This window comes from Kluyvera ascorbata ATCC 33433, from assembly GCF_000735365.1.
GTDB classification, from domain to species: domain Bacteria; phylum Pseudomonadota; class Gammaproteobacteria; order Enterobacterales; family Enterobacteriaceae; genus Kluyvera; species Kluyvera ascorbata.
The window spans coordinates 1-18,646 of the sequence record NZ_JMPL01000025.1; the positions used below are offsets into that span (position 1 = coordinate 1).

At 55.0% G+C, this 18,646-nt stretch carries 15 protein-coding genes and 1 pseudogene; 9 read left to right on the forward strand and 7 right to left on the reverse strand.

The genetic code is table 11. The annotated features are described in order from the left end of the window. Positions 1-445 (reverse strand): disulfide bond formation protein DsbB (dsbB, locus tag GKAS_RS08680; protein ID WP_035893497.1); only part of this gene is annotated, 445 nt, incomplete at its 3' end. A gap of 146 nt (positions 446-591) precedes the next feature. Then, positions 592-2,136 carry a Na(+)/H(+) antiporter NhaB gene (gene nhaB, locus GKAS_RS08685; RefSeq protein WP_035893498.1) on the reverse strand — a complete coding sequence of 515 codons (1,545 nt, stop codon included), beginning with the start codon at positions 2,134-2,136 and terminating at the stop codon, positions 592-594. A gap of 212 nt (positions 2,137-2,348) precedes the next feature. On the opposite strand from nhaB, the gene fadR reads away from it, so the two are divergent. Continuing rightward, a complete protein-coding gene (fadR, locus tag GKAS_RS08690) occupies positions 2,349-3,068 on the forward strand; it encodes a fatty acid metabolism transcriptional regulator FadR (RefSeq protein WP_035893499.1) in 720 nt (239 codons plus the stop codon). Positions 3,069-3,638: 570 nt separating this feature from the next. Here the strand turns inward: fadR and GKAS_RS08700 are convergent. Then, positions 3,639-5,171 (reverse strand): SpoVR family protein, encoded by a 1,533-nt coding sequence (locus GKAS_RS08700; protein WP_035893502.1) that lies wholly within the window; start codon positions 5,169-5,171, stop codon positions 3,639-3,641. Between the two features lie 320 nt (positions 5,172-5,491). Here GKAS_RS08700 and GKAS_RS08705 point away from each other — a divergent pair, with 320 nt between their 5' ends. The 3 genes and pseudogenes from GKAS_RS08705 to GKAS_RS25535 form a co-directional block, all read left to right on the forward strand. After that, entirely contained in the window at positions 5,492-6,790 is a 1,299-nt protein-coding gene (locus tag GKAS_RS08705) for a D-amino acid dehydrogenase (RefSeq protein ID WP_035893504.1), read from the forward strand. Between the two features lie 9 nt (positions 6,791-6,799). Next, positions 6,800-7,870, forward strand: a complete 1,071-nt coding sequence (gene dadX / locus GKAS_RS08710) for a catabolic alanine racemase DadX (protein WP_035893507.1) — start codon at positions 6,800-6,802, stop codon at positions 7,868-7,870. A 10-nt stretch (positions 7,871-7,880) separates the two neighbouring features. Then, a pseudogene (locus tag GKAS_RS25535) lies at positions 7,881-8,012 on the forward strand (hypothetical protein); the annotation flags it as partial. Here GKAS_RS25535 and GKAS_RS08715 read toward each other — a convergent pair. Further along, complete coding sequence (locus tag GKAS_RS08715; RefSeq protein ID WP_035893509.1) at positions 7,950-9,683, reverse strand: potassium/proton antiporter; 1,734 nt, start codon at positions 9,681-9,683, stop codon at positions 7,950-7,952. The pseudogene GKAS_RS25535 and the gene GKAS_RS08715 overlap by 63 nt on opposite strands. Positions 9,684-9,778: 95 nt before the next feature. Further along, positions 9,779-10,693, reverse strand: a complete 915-nt coding sequence (ldcA, locus tag GKAS_RS08720) for a muramoyltetrapeptide carboxypeptidase (protein WP_035893511.1) — start codon at positions 10,691-10,693, stop codon at positions 9,779-9,781. 93 nt (positions 10,694-10,786) lie between these two features. On the opposite strand from ldcA, the gene emtA reads away from it, so the two are divergent. Further along, on the forward strand, positions 10,787-11,401 hold the full coding sequence (gene emtA, locus GKAS_RS08725) for a membrane-bound lytic murein transglycosylase EmtA (protein WP_035893513.1): 615 nt from the start codon (positions 10,787-10,789) through the stop codon (positions 11,399-11,401). Here emtA and ycgR read toward each other — a convergent pair whose 3' ends face one another. Next, the gene (gene ycgR, locus GKAS_RS08730; RefSeq protein ID WP_035893515.1) at positions 11,402-12,133 is read right to left on the reverse strand and encodes a flagellar brake protein YcgR; all 732 of its coding nucleotides are present in this window, start codon (positions 12,131-12,133) and stop codon (positions 11,402-11,404) included. 270 nt (positions 12,134-12,403) lie between these two features. Between ycgR and GKAS_RS08735 the strand changes: the two genes are divergently transcribed. After that, the gene (locus GKAS_RS08735) at positions 12,404-12,658 is read left to right on the forward strand and encodes a GlsB/YeaQ/YmgE family stress response membrane protein (protein WP_035893566.1); all 255 of its coding nucleotides are present in this window, start codon (positions 12,404-12,406) and stop codon (positions 12,656-12,658) included. A gap of 149 nt (positions 12,659-12,807) precedes the next feature. Next, entirely contained in the window at positions 12,808-14,922 is a 2,115-nt protein-coding gene (locus GKAS_RS08740) for a TonB-dependent siderophore receptor (RefSeq protein ID WP_035893568.1), read from the forward strand. A 74-nt stretch (positions 14,923-14,996) separates the two neighbouring features. Here the strand turns inward: GKAS_RS08740 and hpaX are convergent, their stop codons facing one another. After that, complete coding sequence (gene hpaX, locus GKAS_RS08745) at positions 14,997-16,409, reverse strand: 4-hydroxyphenylacetate permease (RefSeq protein WP_035893518.1); 1,413 nt, start codon at positions 16,407-16,409, stop codon at positions 14,997-14,999. A 260-nt stretch (positions 16,410-16,669) separates the two neighbouring features. Here hpaX and GKAS_RS08750 point away from each other — a divergent pair, with 260 nt between their 5' ends. Both GKAS_RS08750 and GKAS_RS08755 read left to right on the forward strand, forming a co-directional pair. Next, positions 16,670-17,131: a MarR family winged helix-turn-helix transcriptional regulator gene (locus tag GKAS_RS08750; protein WP_035893520.1), complete on the forward strand. Its 462-nt coding sequence runs from the start codon at positions 16,670-16,672 to the stop codon at positions 17,129-17,131. A 333-nt stretch (positions 17,132-17,464) separates the two neighbouring features. After that, the gene (locus GKAS_RS08755) at positions 17,465-18,589 is read left to right on the forward strand and encodes an amidase (protein ID WP_035893522.1); all 1,125 of its coding nucleotides are present in this window, start codon (positions 17,465-17,467) and stop codon (positions 18,587-18,589) included. The last annotated feature ends 57 nt before the right edge of the window (positions 18,590-18,646 follow it).

Sequence of the window (18,646 nt, forward strand, 5' to 3'; positions counted from 1 at the left end):
TACCGACCAGCCACTGCGGCATCTCCAGCGATAAGAATTCCCACTGACGAACAGAACAGTCACCTGACGCGACAAATACCTGCGGCAGCCACTTATCGAGCGGCAGCCAGCTTGGGAAACGCGCCATAAAATCACAGGTCATAAACGGCGACGGGTGAAGCTGAATCATGGTGTGTTCCCACGCCAGCTGTAACCCTCTGAAAGCGCTGTACAGCCAGATAAGCAGGGCAACATAGCGTAACGGACTTTTCGGTGCGATGGCACCCACCAGCCCCGCGCCCATAATCCCAAACAGCGCACAACGCTCGTAAATACACAGTACGCACGGTTTTAATAACATCACGTGCTGGAACCATAATGCCACTAACTCAAGCGCAAAAGCGGTTAACGCCAGTAATAACCAGGCACTGCGGCCACGTGAGCTCTGGTTTAAATATCGCAACATATACATTTCCCTGGAACGTGCTTTGAAAGCGCAGTGTAAACGAAAACGATAGCTGTGCCATCCGGCTATACGTAATTATTCATAAATAACGAGTCAACGCCCGAACAAAGTTTGTCGGGCGATAATCATTGGACGTTATTAAGTCGTTACTTAGGCAAAACTAATAACCCATTACTCATCATCCAGTCTATCGACGGCTGCAGCGTGAATTCAACGCACAGCAGACCTACCAGCGTCAGGACTATCGTATACGGCAGCGCCATCCACACCATGCGTCCGTAGGAGAGGCGAATCAGCGGTGCCAGCGCTGAGGTGAGCAGGAACAGGAAGGCTGCCTGACCGTTTGGCGTCGCTACCGACGGCAGGTTGGTGCCGGTGTTGATGGCCACCGCCAGCAGTTCGAACTGTGGCAGGCTGATAGCACCGTTATCCAGCGCGGCTTTGGCTTCGTTGATATAAACGGTACCGACAAACACGTTATCTGAGATAGACGACAGAACGCCGTTAAAGACATAGAACAGCGAGCGCTGGGCATGCGGTGAAGCCTGGAGCACAAAGTCAATAATGGGCGCAAAGAGGTGCTGGTCAATAATGACCGCGACGACGGCGAAGAAGACCGTCAGCAAGGCGGTGAAGGGCAGCGCTTCGGTGAAGGCTTTACCAATAGCGTGTTCGTCGGTAATGCCGGTAAATGAGGTGGCGAAGATAATCACCGACAGGCCAATCAGCCCAACCTCAGCCAGGTGTAACGCCAGCGCCAGCACCAGCCAGACGCCGATGACGCCCTGCACGATCAGCCGCATATTCTCTTGCTTTGAGCGTTGTACGCGGCTGCGTTCATCAAAGTCGTACAGGATTTTACGCACCGGCTCCGGCAGTTCGGCGCCATAGCCAAATACTTTGCATTTCTCCAGCAGCCAGCAGGTCAGTAGCCCGCAGATAAACACCGGCACGGTAACCGGTGACATGCGCAGGAAAAACTCACCGAAATGCCAACCAGCGACTTTAGCAATGATCAGGTTCTGTGGCTCGCCGACCATCGTCATCACGCCGCCGAGCGCCGTACCGACGCCCGCATGCATCATCAGACTGCGTAAGAAGGCGCGGAACTGTTCAAGCACGATGCGGTTATGCTTGTCGATATGGCTGTCGTCGAGCAGGTCGTCATCGTCGGGGCGCGATGATGCCACCTGGTGGTAGATGCTATAAAAACCAACGGCGACGCTGATAATCACCGCCACTACCGTCAGCGCATCAAGGAACGCTGACAGAAATGCGGCGGCCAGACAGAACGCCAGCGATAGCAGGCGCTTGCTGCGAATGGAGAGCAAAAGACGGGTGAAGATAAACAGCAGAAGCTGCTTCATAAAATAGATGCCGGCGACCATAAAGATCAGCAACAGTAGCACTTCGAGGTTGGCCGCAATCTCATCACGCACGTGGTTAGCGGAGGTCATGCCGATAAACACCGATTCAATCGCCAGCAGCCCGCCAGGGATCAGCGGGTAGCACTTCAGCGCCATCGCGAGAGTGAAGATAAACTCCACGACCAACAGCCATCCGGCGACAAATGGATTAATTAAAAATACCAGCGGATTGATGACTAAGAAAATAATCAGCAGCAGTTTGTACCAGTCCGGCGACTGGCCAAGAAAGTTACGCCATAGCGCGCGACCGTAAGAGATTTCCATAACAACCGTTTTCCTCCCGAAAAGATGTCATTTTTTACCACTAAATCAGTGCTACTTCCAGAATTCAGCCTTTGTGGGTACTTTCCACTACGACAAAGAAATGTGAAAAATGAAACGGCGATCCCTTTTTAATTCATTTGTCCTGCTACCTGCACTATGTTGCCTCTGGTATGATGAGTCCAATTGCAACGCTGTGTAATGGAATTTTTACTATGGTCATTAAGGCGCAAAGCCCGGCGGGTTTCGCGGAAGAGTATATTGTAGAAAGCATCTGGAATAACCGTTTTCCTCCAGGGTCTATTCTTCCCGCTGAACGTGAACTCTCTGAATTAATTGGTGTGACTCGCACCACCTTACGTGAAGTGTTGCAGCGTCTGGCTCGTGATGGCTGGTTGACTATTCAGCACGGTAAGCCGACGAAAGTGAATAACTTCTGGGAAACGTCAGGTCTCAACATTCTGGAAACGCTGGCGCGTCTCGATCACGATAGCGTACCGCAACTGATTGATAATCTGCTGTCCGTGCGTACCAATATCGCGACCATTTATATCCGTACCGCTTTCCGTCAGCACCCGGAAAAAGCGCTGGAAGTGCTGGCCGCGACACGTGAAGTCGAAGACTACGCTGATGCGTTTGCCGAACTTGACTACGGTGTGTTTCGCGGTCTGGCATTCGCTTCCGGTAACCCTATCTATGGGCTGATTCTTAACGGGATGAAGGGGCTGTATACGCGCCTGGGGCGTCATTATTTCTCTAGCCCGGAAGCGCGTAGTCTGGCGCTCGGTTTCTATCATAAGCTGGCGGAACTGTGTGAGCAGGGCGCGCACGATAAGGTGTATGAGACGGTGCGTAGCTATGGTCATGACAGCGGTGAGATCTGGCATCGTATGCAGAAGACGTTGCCGGGGGATTTGGCGATTCATAGCCGGTAGTTATCTGTTTTATGGAGTGCGTTGGTTCCGTTCACTTTGCATTGGTGAAAGGTTTCGTTATCTTTGTATTGGTGAAGGGTTCCGTTCACTTTACGTTGGGTGGAATATGAAGTCCCTTCACCGGTGAACGGGCCAAGGGGTGCAGCCGCGCACCCCTTCGCAATCCCCGCGGCCTCGCAGGGAAATCGGTGCTTCGCACTACGCTCGCCTACGACTCCAGCCTGCGGCACGGCGAAACTCGACATCCTGTCTCGGTTCGCCTCAATCCGCCATCCCTGGCAGATTGACCTTGTCTTTCGTGCTACGGCTCGCCGATTTCCAGCGGGGACTCGCCGTTCCAGAAGCATTTGTACTGGTTCCAGTAACGTTGGTTCTTTTGCTGTTAACTGAAAGACCGCACGGGTGCAGGCGGCGGCGATTGGCCGCCCCTTGCGCGCTCTCTGCGCCCACGCAATTTATATGGCAAGAGCTGGAAGAGAGCGCAACCAGGTGATGAATCCACAAAAGTAATTGCGAATCCGAGTTCCCCGGAGTCGGTGCATCGCACCTCATCCGGGCTACCATGATAGGTTACAGCGCGTTTGGCCGCGGCGGGCAACGCTCCAGCAACTCCACGCTACCATCCGCATTCTGCTGCTCCAGATGCACATCAAACCCCCACAGACGATGCACATGCTTAAGCACCTCACGACGCCCCTTATCCAGCGGCGCGCGGTTATGCGGCACATAGCGCAGCGTCAGCGAACGGTCGCCGCGAAGATCCACGTTCCACACCTGAATATTCGGCTCCAGATTGCTGAGGTTGTACTGGGACGAAAGCTGCGAACGAATCTCCCGATACCCCTCCTCATTATGGATAGCCGAAATTTCCAGATAGTTATTACGATCGTCATCCAGCACCGTGAACAGACGGAAATCGCGCATGATCTTCGGTGACAAGAACTGGCTGATAAAGCTCTCGTCTTTAAAATCACGCATCGCGAAGTGCAGGGTAGTGAGCCAGTCGGAGCCCGCGATATCCGGGAACCAGTACTTATCTTCCTCGGTCGGATTCTGGCAGATGCGCTTAATATCCTGGAACATGGCAAAGCCCAGCGCATATGGGTTAATTCCGCTGTACCACGGGCTGTTGTACGGCGGCTGGTACACCACGTTGGTATGGCTGTGCAGGAACTCGAGCATAAAGCGTTCGGTCACTTTTCCTTCATCGTACAGATGGTTAAGGATGGTGTAGTGCCAGAAGGTGGCCCAGCCTTCGTTCATCACCTGGGTCTGCTTCTGCGGATAAAAATACTGGCTGACCTTGCGCACGATGCGCAGGATCTCACGCTGCCAAGACTCCAGCAGCGGGGCGTTTTTCTCCATAAAGTAGAGCAGATTTTCCTGCGGCTCGGACGGATAGCGGTGGGCAGACTCGATGGCTTTCTCTTCATCGCGTTTCGGCAGGGTGCGCCACAGCATATTCACCTGGCTTTGCAGATACTCTTCACGGCTCTTCTGCCGCGCTTTCTCTTCCTGCATGGAGATTTTGGATGGTCGTTTGTAGCGGTCTACCCCGTAGTTCATCAGCGCGTGACAAGAGTCGAGCAGACGCTCCACCTCGTCCACGCCATAGCGTTCTTCGCAGTCGGCAATGTATTTGCGGGCGAACAGCAGATAGTCGACGATAGAGCTGGCATCGGTCCAGCTACGGAATAGATAGTTATTTTTAAAGAAGGAGTTGTGGCCATAGCAGGCGTGCGCCATCACCAGCGCCTGCATGGTGACGGTGTTCTCCTCCATCAGATAGGCGATACACGGGTTGGAGTTGATGACTATTTCGTAGGCCAGCCCCTGTTGTCCGTGCTTATAGCCGCGCTCGGTCTCAATAAATTTTTTGCCAAACGACCAGTGGGTGTAGTTAATCGGCATCCCGACGCTGGAGTAAGCGTCCATCATCTGCTCGGAGGTGATGACTTCAATCTGGTGTGGATAGGTGTCCAGCCGATACAGCTTCGCTACCCGGTCGATCTCTGCCAGGTAGGTTTCGAGCAGCGGAAACGTCCAATCGGGTCCATCGCTCAGACGAGTGGTGTCCTTATTCATCGAGTCAATCGTAGCCATTAGCGCGCCCTCATTGTTGGCGACTCTCTCTGTCTGGAGAGCCTCTCTTCAAGAATAGAACACCGCAGAAATTCTGTAACAAGCGGCATTTCTTTTCTTCATGATTTATTCATTTTGATAGCGACTATTTTTCAATTTTGCAGAATTTAATGCTGACAAAAAATAGAGGGTAGCAGGAGATGTCAAATTCTCCGCCACCCCGTGTAATGGGCACTCTGTGAGGTAAGTCACCATAAAAAAAGCATATGTTGAATAATATTTTCATCTGGGTTATCAATTTGTAATTAGAAGATTGTTCTTTTACTCATTCTGGAGTGGCTATGCACATTGTCATACTGGGAAGTGGCGTGGTTGGCGTAACCAGCGCCTGGTATTTAAGTCAGGCGGGGCATCAGGTTACGGTAATTGACAGGGAAGCCGGTCCGGCGCTGGAAACCAGCGCGGCCAACGCGGGGCAAATTTCGCCGGGGTATGCGGCACCCTGGGCAGCACCTGGTGTGCCGCTGAAGGCGATTAAGTGGATGTTCCAGCGCCATGCGCCGCTGGCAATTCGTCTGGACGGCACCGGTTTTCAGCTGAAGTGGATGTGGCAGATGCTGCGCAACTGCGACACCCGCCACTATATGGAAAACAAAGGTCGGATGGTGCGGCTTGCCGAGTACAGCCGCGACTGCCTGAAGACGCTACGTGAAACCACCGGTATTGCTTATGAAGGGCGTCAGGGAGGCACGCTGCAGCTGTTCCGTACCGAACAACAGTATGAAAATGCTACTCGCGATATCGCGGTGCTGGAAGATGCGGGTGTTCCGTATCAACTGCTGGAAGCCTCGCGACTGGCGGAAGTTGAACCGGCGCTGGCGGAAGTGGCCCACAAGCTGACCGGCGGGCTGCGCCTGCCAAACGATGAAACCGGCGACTGCCAGCTTTTCACCCAGCGCCTGGCGAAAATGGCCGAACAGGCGGGCGTACAGTTCCGCTTTAATACTCCGGTCGACAGTCTGATTCAGGAAGGGGACCGCATCGTCGGCGTAAAATGCGGCGATGAGCTGGTGAAAGCCGATGCCTATGTGATGGCCTTTGGATCTTACTCTACCGCCATGCTGAAAGGGCTGGTGGATATTCCAGTTTACCCGCTGAAAGGCTACTCGCTGACCATTCCGATTGTTGAAGAGAGCGGGGCGCCAGTCTCGACCATTCTCGACGAAACCTACAAAATTGCCATTACCCGATTTGATAACCGCATCCGCGTCGGCGGCATGGCGGAGATCGTCGGTTTTAACACCGAACTGCTGCAACCGCGTCGCGAAACGCTGGAAATGGTGGTGGGCGATCTCTTCCCGCGCGGCGGTAAAATCGAAGAGGCTACCTTCTGGACCGGCCTGCGCCCGATGACCCCAGACGGCACGCCGGTGGTGGGCAAAACCGTGTTCAAAAACTTGTGGCTCAATACCGGGCACGGCACGCTGGGTTGGACCATGTCCTGCGGTTCTGGACAGTTGCTGAGTGATTTAATGTCTGGCCGAATGCCGGCTATCCCCTATGATGATCTTAGCGTTGCACGCTATTCGCCGGGCTTTACGCCAGCACATCCTCAGCATTTGCATGGCGCACACCAATAAGGAGAACGCATGTCACGTCCCGTGCTCGCCACGATTGATTTGCAGGCGCTGAAGCAGAATCTGGGCATTGTCCGCCGCGCGGCGGGCGGTGCTCGCGTCTGGTCGGTGGTGAAAGCCAACGCCTACGGCCACGGATTGGATCGCATTTGGAATGCGCTGCGGGAAACCGACGGTTTTGCGATGCTCAATCTTGAAGAGGCCATTTTGCTGCGCGAACGCGGCTGGAAAGGGCCGATTTTGTTGCTGGAAGGCTTTTTCCACGCCGATGAGCTGGAGCTTTTTGATAAGTACCGGCTGACCACCAGCGTGCACAGCAACTGGCAAATTAAGGCGCTGCAAAACGCGCGCCTGCATGCGCCGATTGATATCTACCTTAAGGTTAATAGCGGCATGAACCGCCTCGGCTTTGCGCCGGAGCGCATCCATACCGTCTGGCAGCAGCTACGGGGCATTAGTAACGTCGGGGCGATGACGCTGATGTCACATTTTGCTCAGTCTGAACTGACCGACGGCGTAGCCGAGCCGATGCAGCGTATTGAACAGGCCGCCGAAGGGCTGGAGTGCCCGCGCTCGCTCGCTAACTCTGCGGCAACGCTCTGGCACCCGGAGACCCATTTCGACTGGGTGCGTCCGGGGATTGTGCTCTACGGCGCTTCACCGTCCGGGCAGTGGCAGGATATTGCCAATACCGGGCTCAAACCGGTCATGAGCCTCAGCAGTCAGATAATCGGGATTCAGAATCTGAAGCCCGGCGATGCCGTCGGTTATGGCAGTCGCTATCGTGCCAACGAGGAGCAGCGCATAGGCATCGTAGCCTGTGGCTATGCTGATGGTTATCCGCGCATTGCTGCCAACGGCACGCCGGTGCTGGTGGACGGTATCCGTACCGGCACCGTTGGGGCGATTTCGATGGATATGCTGGCGGTGGATTTAACGCCGTGTCCGCAGGCCGGAATTGGTACCGCCGTTGAGCTGTGGGGGCAGGAGATCAAGATTGATGAAGTGGCCGCCAGCGCGGGAACCGTCGGTTATGAGCTTATGTGTGCTCTGGCGCCGCGCGTGCCAGTTGTGACAGTGTAACTTTTATACCATTGCCCGGTGGCGCTTCGCTCACCGGGCATGTAGGCCGGATAAGCGCAGCGCCATCCGGCACAACAAACTACTCCGACTCTTCCTCAGCGACCCGCACGCCAACCTTCAGCACCTGATTTTCCTCTTTCTCGGCCACCGTCCACACCATACCGGCAAACTCCACCTGGTCACCCACAACCGGTGCTGCGCCTAACAGGTGTTCGACAATGTCCCCTAGCGATTGCTGGTTATCGCGGAACTCTTCACCGCCGTCCAGACCATAAATCATGGCAACGTCGGCAAACTTCGCCCCGGCTTCCAGAATAAAATCACCAAAGAAGCTTTGATCCAGCGCGACCGGCGGCGACTGGCTGAACATTTTGCCGAGCGACGGCAGGTCACGTTCACGACCAATCACGCACAGAATATCGTTTTCACGCAGGCGCGTGCTGCCGGTCGGGTGGAGCATCACGTTATCGCGGAACAGCGCGGCAATACGCGTTTCCGGCGGCATATGCAGGTCGCGCAGGGCCGCCCCCACGCACCACTTTTCGGCGCTAAGTTGATACACAAACTGTTCCCACGGATTCTCCGGATGAATATCCAGACCCACGCGGGAAATCGGCCAGCCGACCGGCGGCACCACGACTTTGGCCTTCTTCGCCGCCCAGGAGAGCGACGTCCCCTGCAACAGCAGCGATACCAGCACCACGAAGAAGGCGACGTTAAAGAACAGGCGGGCGTTATCGAGCCCGGCCATCATCGGGAATACCGCCAGAATGATGGGCACCGCGCCGCGCAGGCCAACCCAGCTGATAAACGTGCGCTCGCGCAGGTTAAACCCGCGGAACGGCAGCAGCCCGGCGAACACCGACAGCGGGCGGGCGACGAAAATCATCCAGATAGAAAGCAGCAGCGCCGGAATGGCAATAGGCAGGAGATCGGAAGGCGTTACCAGTAGCCCCAGCACCAGGAACATACCAATCTGCGCCAGCCAGGCAAGGCCATCGAAGTTTTGCAGAATGCCAAAGCGGTTACGAATCGGCCGATTGCCGAGCAGGAAACCGCACAGGTAGACCGCCAGAATGCCGCTGCCGTCGAGTTTAGTGGTGACGGCAAAAATCATGATCCCGCCGCTCAATGCCAGCAGCGGATAGAGCCCGGCGGGCAGGGAGATGCGGTTGATCATCTGCAACAGCAGGTAACCGCCGCCGATGCCAATAATAATCCCCAGTCCAAACTGTTGGAGAATGTGCACGAGGAACATCCAGCTCAGCCCGGTTTCATGCTGCTGGATCATCTCGATAAGCGTGATGGTCAGAAACACCGCCATCGGATCATTGCTGCCGGACTCAATCTCCAGGGTCGAGCCTACGCGCTCGTTAAGGCCTTTACCGCCAAGCAGCGAAAACACCGCGGCGGCGTCGGTGGAGCCGACGATAGCGCCAATCAGCAGCCCATCCATCAGATTGAGGTTAAACAGCCAGGCCGCCATCATCCCGGTGAGCCCGGAGGTTATCAGAACGCCAACGGTTGCCAGCGACAGCGCCGGGCCTAAAGCGACGCGAAAGGAGCTCGCCTGGGTGCGCATCCCGCCATCAAGCAGGATAACCGCCAGCGCCAGGTTACTGACCATATAGGCGAAAGGGTAGTTATCGAAGGGGATGCCGCCGATGCCGTCGACGCCCGCCAGCATGCCGATGGCTAAAAAGATAACCAGAATAGGGATACCGAGACGGGAAGAAAATGAGCTTAAGAGAATACTGCAGGTTACTAAGACCGAACCCAAAATAAAGAGACTAATGACTGCCGTGGCGTCCAATGTTCACGCACTCCCCGATAACGTACAAGCTAGTTACAAAACGTTACCATAATTGCGGCGCGAACATTGGACTAATAAACGGTGATTATTGTTTTTTATTCAACTAATACAGGATGACCGGTTATCGTCAGCCGGGATTGCCCGTCGGCGTGGGCCAACTGTGCCTGCGCGCCAAGCGCCAGCGTCACCGTGCGCTGTTCATGGCCAAAGTCGAGGCCGGTGATGACCGGAATAGACAGCCGTGAACGGAGGTACTCATACATCGACTCAAGGGAATATCCGGCGTCGTAGTCGTTCGGCGTCGCGCCGGTAAAACTCCCTAATACAATGGCGCGCTGGCGCGGCAGAATGCCCGCATAAAGCAGCTGTAATAGCATGCGTTCGACGCGGAAAGGATGTTCGTTGATATCCTCCAGCACCAGAATGCCGCCTTCAATATCCGGCATCCACGGCGTGCCAATCAGTGACACGAGCATCGCCAGATTGCCGCCCCACAGCGTCCCTTGTTCATCGCATACCGGGCCATCGCCGTTCCACTCAACGCTATAGCGTGGTTGACGCAGGGCGCGCCAGAAGTGCTGTTCGGTAAACGCATTCAGGGTTTCCGCGCCGAAGTTTCCGGCCAGCATCGGGCCGCTGAAGGTAATCACGTTGCCTTTTGCCAGCAGACCGGACTGAATGGCGGTGAAGTCGCTATGGCCGCAGATAAGTAGCGGATCTTGCCGCTGGCGGGCTGCCAGTGCCTGCCAGTCAATGGTATCCAGCAAACGGCTGGCACCATAGCCGCCGCGTACTGCCAGCACTATCTGATTCTTCTCTTTGAGGGATGCCAACGCGTTGATATCGTGCAGACGTTCCGCTTCCGTTCCGGCAAAACGGCGGTCGCGACGAGTGATAACCTGCTGGTTATTCACCCGATGCCCGGCCTCTTCTAATCGCTTGACCCCGCACTGCGCGGCGGACTGATTGATGCAATAACCGGAAGGGGCGACGAGATGAAACTGAGACATGGCATTTCCTTGCAGAGAATGAAACGAGTATCATGCCGCCTGAGCCCATGGTTGTCATTAACGGCGGCAAAGTTCAGCTAAAAGGATAGATGCGTGAAATTGAGATGGTTTGCTTTTTTAATTGTATTACTTGCTGGATGTTCTTCTCACCAATCGGATTATCGCAACCCACCCTGGAACCCCGAAGTGCCGGTGAAGCGCGCAATGCAGTGGATGCCAATCAGTGAAAAAGCCGGTGCGGCATGGGGCGTAAGCCCGCGTCTGCTGACGGCGATTATCGCCGTGGAGTCAGGCGGCAATCCGTCGCTTGTCAGTAAATCAAACGCGGTAGGGCTGATGCAGCTTAAAGCCTCTACGTCTGGTCTGGATGTTTATCGTTACATGGGCTGGAGTGGACAACCGTCGACCAGCGAACTGAAAAACCCGGAGCGGAATATTTCCATGGGAGCCGCTTATCTGAGCATTCTCGAACATGGTTCGCTTGCTGGGATAAACGATCCGGAAGTGATGCAGTATGCGCTGGTGGTCTCCTATGCTAACGGTGCCGGCGCGCTGCTGCGTACCTTCTCATCGGATCGTAAAAAGGCGATTGCCGAAATTAACGACATGGATAAGGATGAGTTCTTCCAGCACGTCGTGAAGAATCACCCTGCACCGCAAGCGCCCCGTTATATCTGGAAGGTTCAGAAAGCGATGGACGCCATGTAATCAGCGGACGTTATTCGCCCGTTCGCGCGCTTCACGCTCCAGTGCAAAGATAATGCGCTGGAGCGAGCGCTCAAGCACCGGATTCATATGCAGAAAACGGAAGCTTAAGCGCGGCGTGACGATGGTTTCGTTCTTGCTATCCACCACTTTGCGCTCGCTAATTCCCAACAGCTGCGCATCAAAGCGAAAGCGCCCCCACTGCGCCATATCCAGCTCAATCTCGTTAAGTTGCATACCCGGAACTAATCCATCCGGTGCTGGCGCATCCAGCAACGCCCCCATACCGCCGAGCGAAAGATCGTACAGACGAAAGCGCAGCGTGCTTTTATCCGGTAACGTGGCTTTGCCGAAATAGGGCGGATGCAGCGGAGCAGGAATGCGGAAAAACTCCCGACGCTGGATAAACCAGACTGCCGCAGGCGTAGGCATCACGAAAGCCGGCAAGTTCTGATAATCCTCGACCGCCATCGCTGGTACCGTGAATTCAATTTTGGCACCGTTGGTTTCGGCGACGATGGTGATATTTTTTGCCGTTCTGGCCGCAATGTTATCTTCCTCCCGACTGCCAAAATCAATCACCAGCCGCTGCTGGCTGGCATCAAGAATACGGCTAATAAACTGTCGGGACGACCAGCTGACGCGCAGCGCGGCGTTAGCCTGCTGAAGATCGCGCAGAATACTTAATACAGCTAATGGGTTTTGCTTTAGAAACTGTGTGTTGTGCTCACTCACGTGGAATGGCTCCTGAATGGCAGAGGCTTAATTATGTATCGGCGTAGCAATCTATAACTTCAGCGCCCAAATGAAAATATTTAACATCTTCGCAGCTTTAGGCTGACCAAAGCACTTAAGACAGTGCTTACGTCAAAATTCGTATTTATCCGTATAAAATATCATCGCCTTTCCAGGTTTTTTAAGAACAATTACCTATACTTGAAGTATTAGCGGCGCAGAATGTCGGCGCTTTTATGGCTGTTTAATGGAACTGAAGAGGTGGGAAAAATGGGTATTATTACCTGGATTATTTTTGGTCTGATTGCCGGTGTTATTGCCAAACTGATTATGCCGGGGCGCGATGGGGGTGGATTCATCCTCACCTGTATTCTGGGGATAGTCGGTGCGGTTGTGGGCGGCTGGTTAGCGACCACGTTTGGCCTCGGCGGCAGCGTCACCGGGTTTAACCTGCACAGCTTCCTGGTTGCCGTAGTCGGTGCCATCGTTGTGCTGGTGGTTTTCCGCCTGATTCGCCGCGAATAATGTCTCTCAACGGCCCCGCAAGGGGCCGTTCTTCGTTTTATCCCCCGCGTGTTTTTCCACTTTTTATCGTTGCCTGCATTTTTATGTTGAACTAAAAACACAAATGATAATAATTATCGTTCTTTGTGCGTTTTGAGTTCACCTATAAAATGAAAAAAACCGTTTTTCGTCGTTGTACGCTTTCAGGGATGATTGCCGTTGCGCTCTCCACGTCGGCCTGGGCTGATAAAAATGAAACCACGATGGTCGTCACCGGGTCGGGCGAGAGCAGTGAACTGCCAGCATGGACCAACAGCGCCACCAAATCCGCGGTGGCCGAGAGTAAAACCCCGCAGGTGATTAACACCATCAGCCAGCATGAAATCAGCGAACGCCATGCCACCTCGGTGAATGAGATCCTGCGCTATGCGCCGGGTGTATCAACCGAGTCTCGCGGCAGTACCACCTATATGAGCGAATATAAAATCCGCGGTTTTACCGTCGATAACGAGTTCTATAACGGTCTGCAATTGCCTTATAACGTCACCGGCAATACCAAAGCGCGTATCGATCCGCTGCTGATTGAGAGCGTCGACATTCTGAAAGGGCCTTCTTCCGTGCTGTACGGCAACGGTTCGCCGGGCGGGCTGGTCAACATTCAGGGCAAAAAACCACAGACTACGCCGCGTACCGAAGTGGGCTTTAATACCGGTACTCGTAATTTGAAAGAGGGCTACCTCGATTCCACCGGGCGCATTGCCGACAGCGACTGGAGTTACCGCCTGCTGGGCAAGGCGACGGAAGGCGACGATCAGCCGCACACCTCCCGCACCGAGGATTATCTGGTTGCGCCGAGCGTCACCTGGCAACCGAGTGATAAAACCCGGCTGACTATTGATGCGCTGGCGCAAAACACGCCAAGCCTGACGCCGTCGAACCCGCTGCCGCTCTCTTATCTGCGCTCAAACTATGCTGATAAGCGCGATTATGCTGGCGATAAATGGAACGGTTTTAAGCAGCGACAGTGGATGGTGGGCTACAGCTTTGAGCACGAATTTGATAGCGGCTGGGGCATTGCGCAGAAGGCACGCTACTTCGATATCGACACTCACCAGAAGAGCATTTACTCAACGGGGAATGCGGGCAATCCCGTTTATGAGTTAGACCGTTTTGCGTACACCACGGATGAAGACCTGCATAGCTTCAATATTGATAACCAGGTGACGCGCACCTTCACCTTCGGTGATTGGCAGCACCATCTGTTGGCTGGGTTTGACTACCAGAAGCTGAACTCGCATTACCACTATCGTTATGCTCCCGCGTCTACAACGCCGGGTATTGATATGCGCAATCCGGATTTCGGCCTGGTCAATGAAGATGCGCTGGGGCTGTATACAGCCCAGAAAAACCGTCTCTCCTACAACCAGAAAGGGTACTACCTTCAGGACCAGGTTGAGTTTGGCGGTCTGAATCTGCTGGCAAGTCTGCGCTACGATGAGTACCAATCTGCCACTACCGATTATCTTAACGCTGACCAGAAAACGTGGATTTCTCAGGATAGAGTAACGAAACGACTGGGGGCGCTGTACGCCTTTGATAACGGTATTTCGCCGTTTATCAGCTATTCCGAAGGATTTAAACCGGTATCACCGGCGCGTAACCTGACGGCCGATCAGGTGAAACCGACCACCAGTAAACAGGTGGAGGGCGGCGTGAAGTACCTGCTGGCGGAATATGCCACCACCTTCACCGCCTCGGTGTTTAACATTAAGCAGAAAAACGTGCTGAGCCTGGACCCGAGCTGGAATTACCATCAGACGGGGGAGATTGAATCAAACGGTGCGGAGCTGTCGGCCATTAGCCGACCAACCGATAACATCAACCTGATCGCCAACTACGCCTATACGCACGCCATTAATACCGAAGATGAAACCTATCAGGGTAAACGTCCGACGCAGGTTCCGGAAAACGCGTTTAACCTGTGGGGAGACTACACCTTCGATCAAAGTCTGGTGCGCGGGCTGACGGTAGGGGCCGGGGTGCGCTATACCGGGCCAATGGAGATTGCGCCGGATAATACGGCTGGCAAACTCGGTGGCACCACGCAGTACGATATGTCGCTCTCTTACGATATGTCGGCGGTGGACAGCAGTCTGGCTGGGTTGATGCTGAAAGCCAGCGCGCAAAACCTGACCAACAAAGAAACGTTGACCTGCTATGACAGCACCAACTGCTGGATTGGTCGAGACAGAACGGTGCAGCTCGGGGCGAGCTACACCTTCTGACGGGAATCAGCCTTCCCGGCGTCGCTTTGCTCGGCCGGGCTACGGGATGGTTTCTTGTAGCCCGGACGAGGCGTTTACGCCGACTCCGGGGCGGCACCGGCCGTGGCTGATTGACGCTGCGTCGCCTTCATCGGAATAAACGCGATAATCACCGCGCCCAGCACCAGGAACCCGGCGACCATATAGATCCCCGCGTTAAAGCTGCCGGTCACGTCCTTCATCAGCCCCATCAGCAGCGGGCCGAGCGCCGCGCCGGTCATCCCGGTGCCGTTAATCACCGCAATGCCCAGCGCACGGGCGCGCAGGGAAAGCGCTCTGTCCGGCGTGGTCCAGAAAATGACCATCGCGGCAAAGGCGCCCATCGAGGCCATCACGATACCGGTAAACTGCAACGGCGGGTACGGACTGGTGGCGGTGAGAACCCAGCCCGCCGCGGCGAAAAGATAGGGCAGTAAAGTGTGCAGCTTACGCTCGTTATGGCGGTCCGAACGCTTGCTCCACCAGATCATCCCGACAATAGTACAGACCTGAGGAATAGCGCTGAGCAGGCCGATGGTCACGTTGCTGCTCTCAGCGTTAAAGCTACGCAGGATAAGCGGGGTCCAGACGCTCAGGGCGCTCAGCGTATTGGTCAGGCAAAAATAGGCCAGCGTATAGAGCATAATGGTCGGCGTCATCAGCTCGCGCAGTACGCTCTTTTGACCCACCGATGCCGCCTGAATCGCGCTCTGGGTTTGCAGCGCGTTCTGGCGGTCGGCCTCCATCATCTCTTCGAGGCAGGCTTTATCGTCGTCGGTCAACCATTTGGCTTTCGACGGGCTGTCGTCCAGCCAGAACCAGACCACCAGACCGAGCAGCACGGACGGGAAGCCTTCCAGCAGGAACAGCCACTGCCAGCCCTTGAGGTTCAGCAAGCCGTCCATGTTGAGAATATAACCTGAAGCCAGTGACCCCAGCGCCATGGTTACCGGCATGGCAATCATAAACAGGGCGTTGGCGCGAGCGCGATAGTGCGCCGGGAACCAGTAGGTTAAGTAGTAGAGCAGACCGGGCAGGAAGCCCGCTTCGGCGATACCGACCAGCATACGCAGCGCGTACAGGCTGTTCGGCCCGGTGGCGAACAGGGTGGCGGTCGAGGCAATACCCCAGACTATCATCAGGATGGCAATCCAGCGGCGGGCGCCGACGATGGTCAGCATGACGTTGCTGGGAATACCGCACACCACGTACATCACATAGAACAGGGTTGTCGCGAGACCAAACATGGTACTGGTCAGCCCCAGGTCTTTGCCCATGGTCAGGCCGGCAAAGCCGATATTAATACGGTCGAGATAGGAGAAAACGAACAGCACGAATAAAAATACAATTAAGCGGCGGAAAAGCTTATTGATAACCGCCTGTTGGCGAGGGTTCAGCGGCCGTTGCGCCGGGGGCGGAGTGGCAAGCTCCCCGTCGCGTTTGTGTCCCAGAGAAGGGCTATCGTTCATGAAAAGCTCCACATTGTGTTTATTAGTATGGGTACCGAGATGCAGGCTGCTAACGTATAGAAAATAGCCATCACAAATGTCAATTTTACGTAGTTAAAATGATACGTAATTGTTATGTGTGTGGCATTTGTGAATCATAATGAGATCTGCGTCGCGCTAATTCTTAAGCCGCCGGTATTCGGGGTGAAAAGGGGTCAGGACGGGCGTAACGACTCAGGGTATAATCGAAAAATCTGTGGTTTGATGGGGTAAGGAAACGCATGAGTCATATAAAAAAAGTATCGGACGATACCGCCTTTCATCGTGAAGAGTTTCCGTTCTACTGGATTGTTAACGTCTATGCGCGTTACACCCAAACCGTAGAAGTGGCGCTGAAAAAGATTGCGCTCGACGTGTCGCGCTTTCGCGTGTTGATGATAACGCACCAGTACGGCGAGGCGAGTATTTCGCAAATCTCCGAATACGCGCTGGCGAAAATGCCGACGGTCACCAAGATTGTGGGCCGACTGCGCGAAGATGGCCTGGTCACCACCGCAAATAGCGCCAGCGATGCGCGGGTAACGGTGGTGATGCTGACCGAAGCGGGCCAGCAAAAAGTGGCGGAAGCGATGCCGCTGGTGGGTAAAATTTTCGACAAAGGCTTTAAGGGGATGAGCGTAAGTCAGGTGGAGAAAATGAACCAGTCGCTGTCGAAAGTGCTGGATAATCTTAACGAACTGTAGCCGCAATACGACACAATGACAAAATTGTGACCCGCGTAGAAAATTATCATAACTCACTGTAAATAAACTCTTTTTTTATGACTGCCGTTGGCCTCATCGCCAACGGCAGCGCCCGCCTGTATTCGCCATTTTGCTTTGTAATTCATCAAACTGCGCGATTAACCCTTATCAATAAAAGGTTAATTAATTGTTATTTTGCAGTAAATTTAACGTGAAAATTTACTTGAATTTTCATCTAAATATTCCATAGTGATTACACATCGGTCAGGGCAAAAAAGCAGCAACGACTGCGCGCCTGAATATGATTCATTTTTTCTGGTTAAGGTGTTAATCATGAAGCCAGTTTGTGAGAGCAATGGGTTTATCGAACGGTTCATCCTCGGCGAGGGTGACCTGAGCTTTGCCGTCAAAGACACCCTGGACGTGGCGGGATTCCGCACCCAGGCCGGTTGTCAGGCGCTGGCGGATACGCCAGTCGCCGCGCAGCATGCAATCGTCGTTGCTACCTTGCTGGCAAACGGCTGCGTGCTGTCAGGAAAAACCACGTTACACGAACTGGCGTTTGGCGTGACCGGGGTAAACCCCTGGAGCGGCACCCCGGTGAATCCTCATTTCCCGTCGCTTATTCCCGGCGGTTCTTCTAGCGGTTCGGCAGCGGTCGTGGCGGCGGGCGAGGTCGATTTTGCGCTCGGCACCGATACCGGCGGCTCGGTACGCATGCCAGCAGCCTGCTGCGGCGTTCTGGGGCTGAAGCCCGGCTATGGCGTGCTGAGCCGACACGGCGTGATGCCCGCCGACAGCTCGCTTGACAGCGTCGGTCTGTTTACCCGCGATGCAGGCACGCTCCGTCAGGCGCTGAACCGTCTGCACATAGTCGTCGAATCCCCGCTGGAGGCGCTACCAGCCATCACCTTTATCCCGGCGGCGCTGCCGGAAATTGATGCCGCGCTGCTGCGTTTCCTTGCCGAAGCGGACGTGCAGCCAGAGCAGGGCGAACTCTCAACGCTTACCGATGCCCATCTTGCGGGTATGGCCATTATCAGCCATGAAAACTGGCAGGCCTTCAGCGCGCTGCTGGCGACAAACACCGTCTCTGCCGATGTGGCAACCCGCATTCGTGCCGGGGCTAACGTCAGCGCCGATGCGCTGGCAGAGGCGGAAAAAGTGCGCCAGCGCTTCAGCGACGACGTGGATGCGCTGCTGGCTATCACGCCGCTGGTGGCGCTGGCGACGTTGCCAGAATTGCCGCCCACGCTTGACGAGGCGAAAGACCCACTCAGCGTGGTCAACCTGACTCGGCTGGTGAGGCCGTTTAACCTCAGCGGACATCCGGCGCTCACGCTACCTGCGGGCACGCTTGATGGCCGCCCGGTTGCCCTGCAACTGGTGGCCCGCAAAGGCGCCGAAGGGTTGCTGGTACAGGCCGCCGAATGGCTCACGGCGCGACAACGCCGCTAAGCCAACCCGTTTTACCTTTTCCCTGATGACTCAGTGAGTTCGACTCATTGCGGCCTC

Coding starts and splice junctions, on each gene's coding strand:
- ldcA (WP_035893511.1), bottom strand. CDS start 10,693: ATGTCTCAGTTTCATCTCGTCGCCCCTTCCGGTTATTGCATCAATCAG.
- GKAS_RS08705 (WP_035893504.1), top strand. CDS start 5,492: ATGCACATTGTCATACTGGGAAGTGGCGTGGTTGGCGTAACCAGCGCC.
- fadR (WP_035893499.1), top strand. CDS start 2,349: ATGGTCATTAAGGCGCAAAGCCCGGCGGGTTTCGCGGAAGAGTATATT.
- hpaX (WP_035893518.1), bottom strand. CDS start 16,409: ATGAACGATAGCCCTTCTCTGGGACACAAACGCGACGGGGAGCTTGCC.
- dadX (WP_035893507.1), top strand. CDS start 6,800: ATGTCACGTCCCGTGCTCGCCACGATTGATTTGCAGGCGCTGAAGCAG.
- nhaB (WP_035893498.1), bottom strand. CDS start 2,136: ATGGAAATCTCTTACGGTCGCGCGCTATGGCGTAACTTTCTTGGCCAG.
- GKAS_RS08735 (WP_035893566.1), top strand. CDS start 12,404: ATGGGTATTATTACCTGGATTATTTTTGGTCTGATTGCCGGTGTTATT.
- GKAS_RS08740 (WP_035893568.1), top strand. CDS start 12,808: ATGAAAAAAACCGTTTTTCGTCGTTGTACGCTTTCAGGGATGATTGCC.
- GKAS_RS08750 (WP_035893520.1), top strand. CDS start 16,670: ATGAGTCATATAAAAAAAGTATCGGACGATACCGCCTTTCATCGTGAA.
- GKAS_RS08755 (WP_035893522.1), top strand. CDS start 17,465: ATGAAGCCAGTTTGTGAGAGCAATGGGTTTATCGAACGGTTCATCCTC.
- GKAS_RS08700 (WP_035893502.1), bottom strand. CDS start 5,171: ATGGCTACGATTGACTCGATGAATAAGGACACCACTCGTCTGAGCGAT.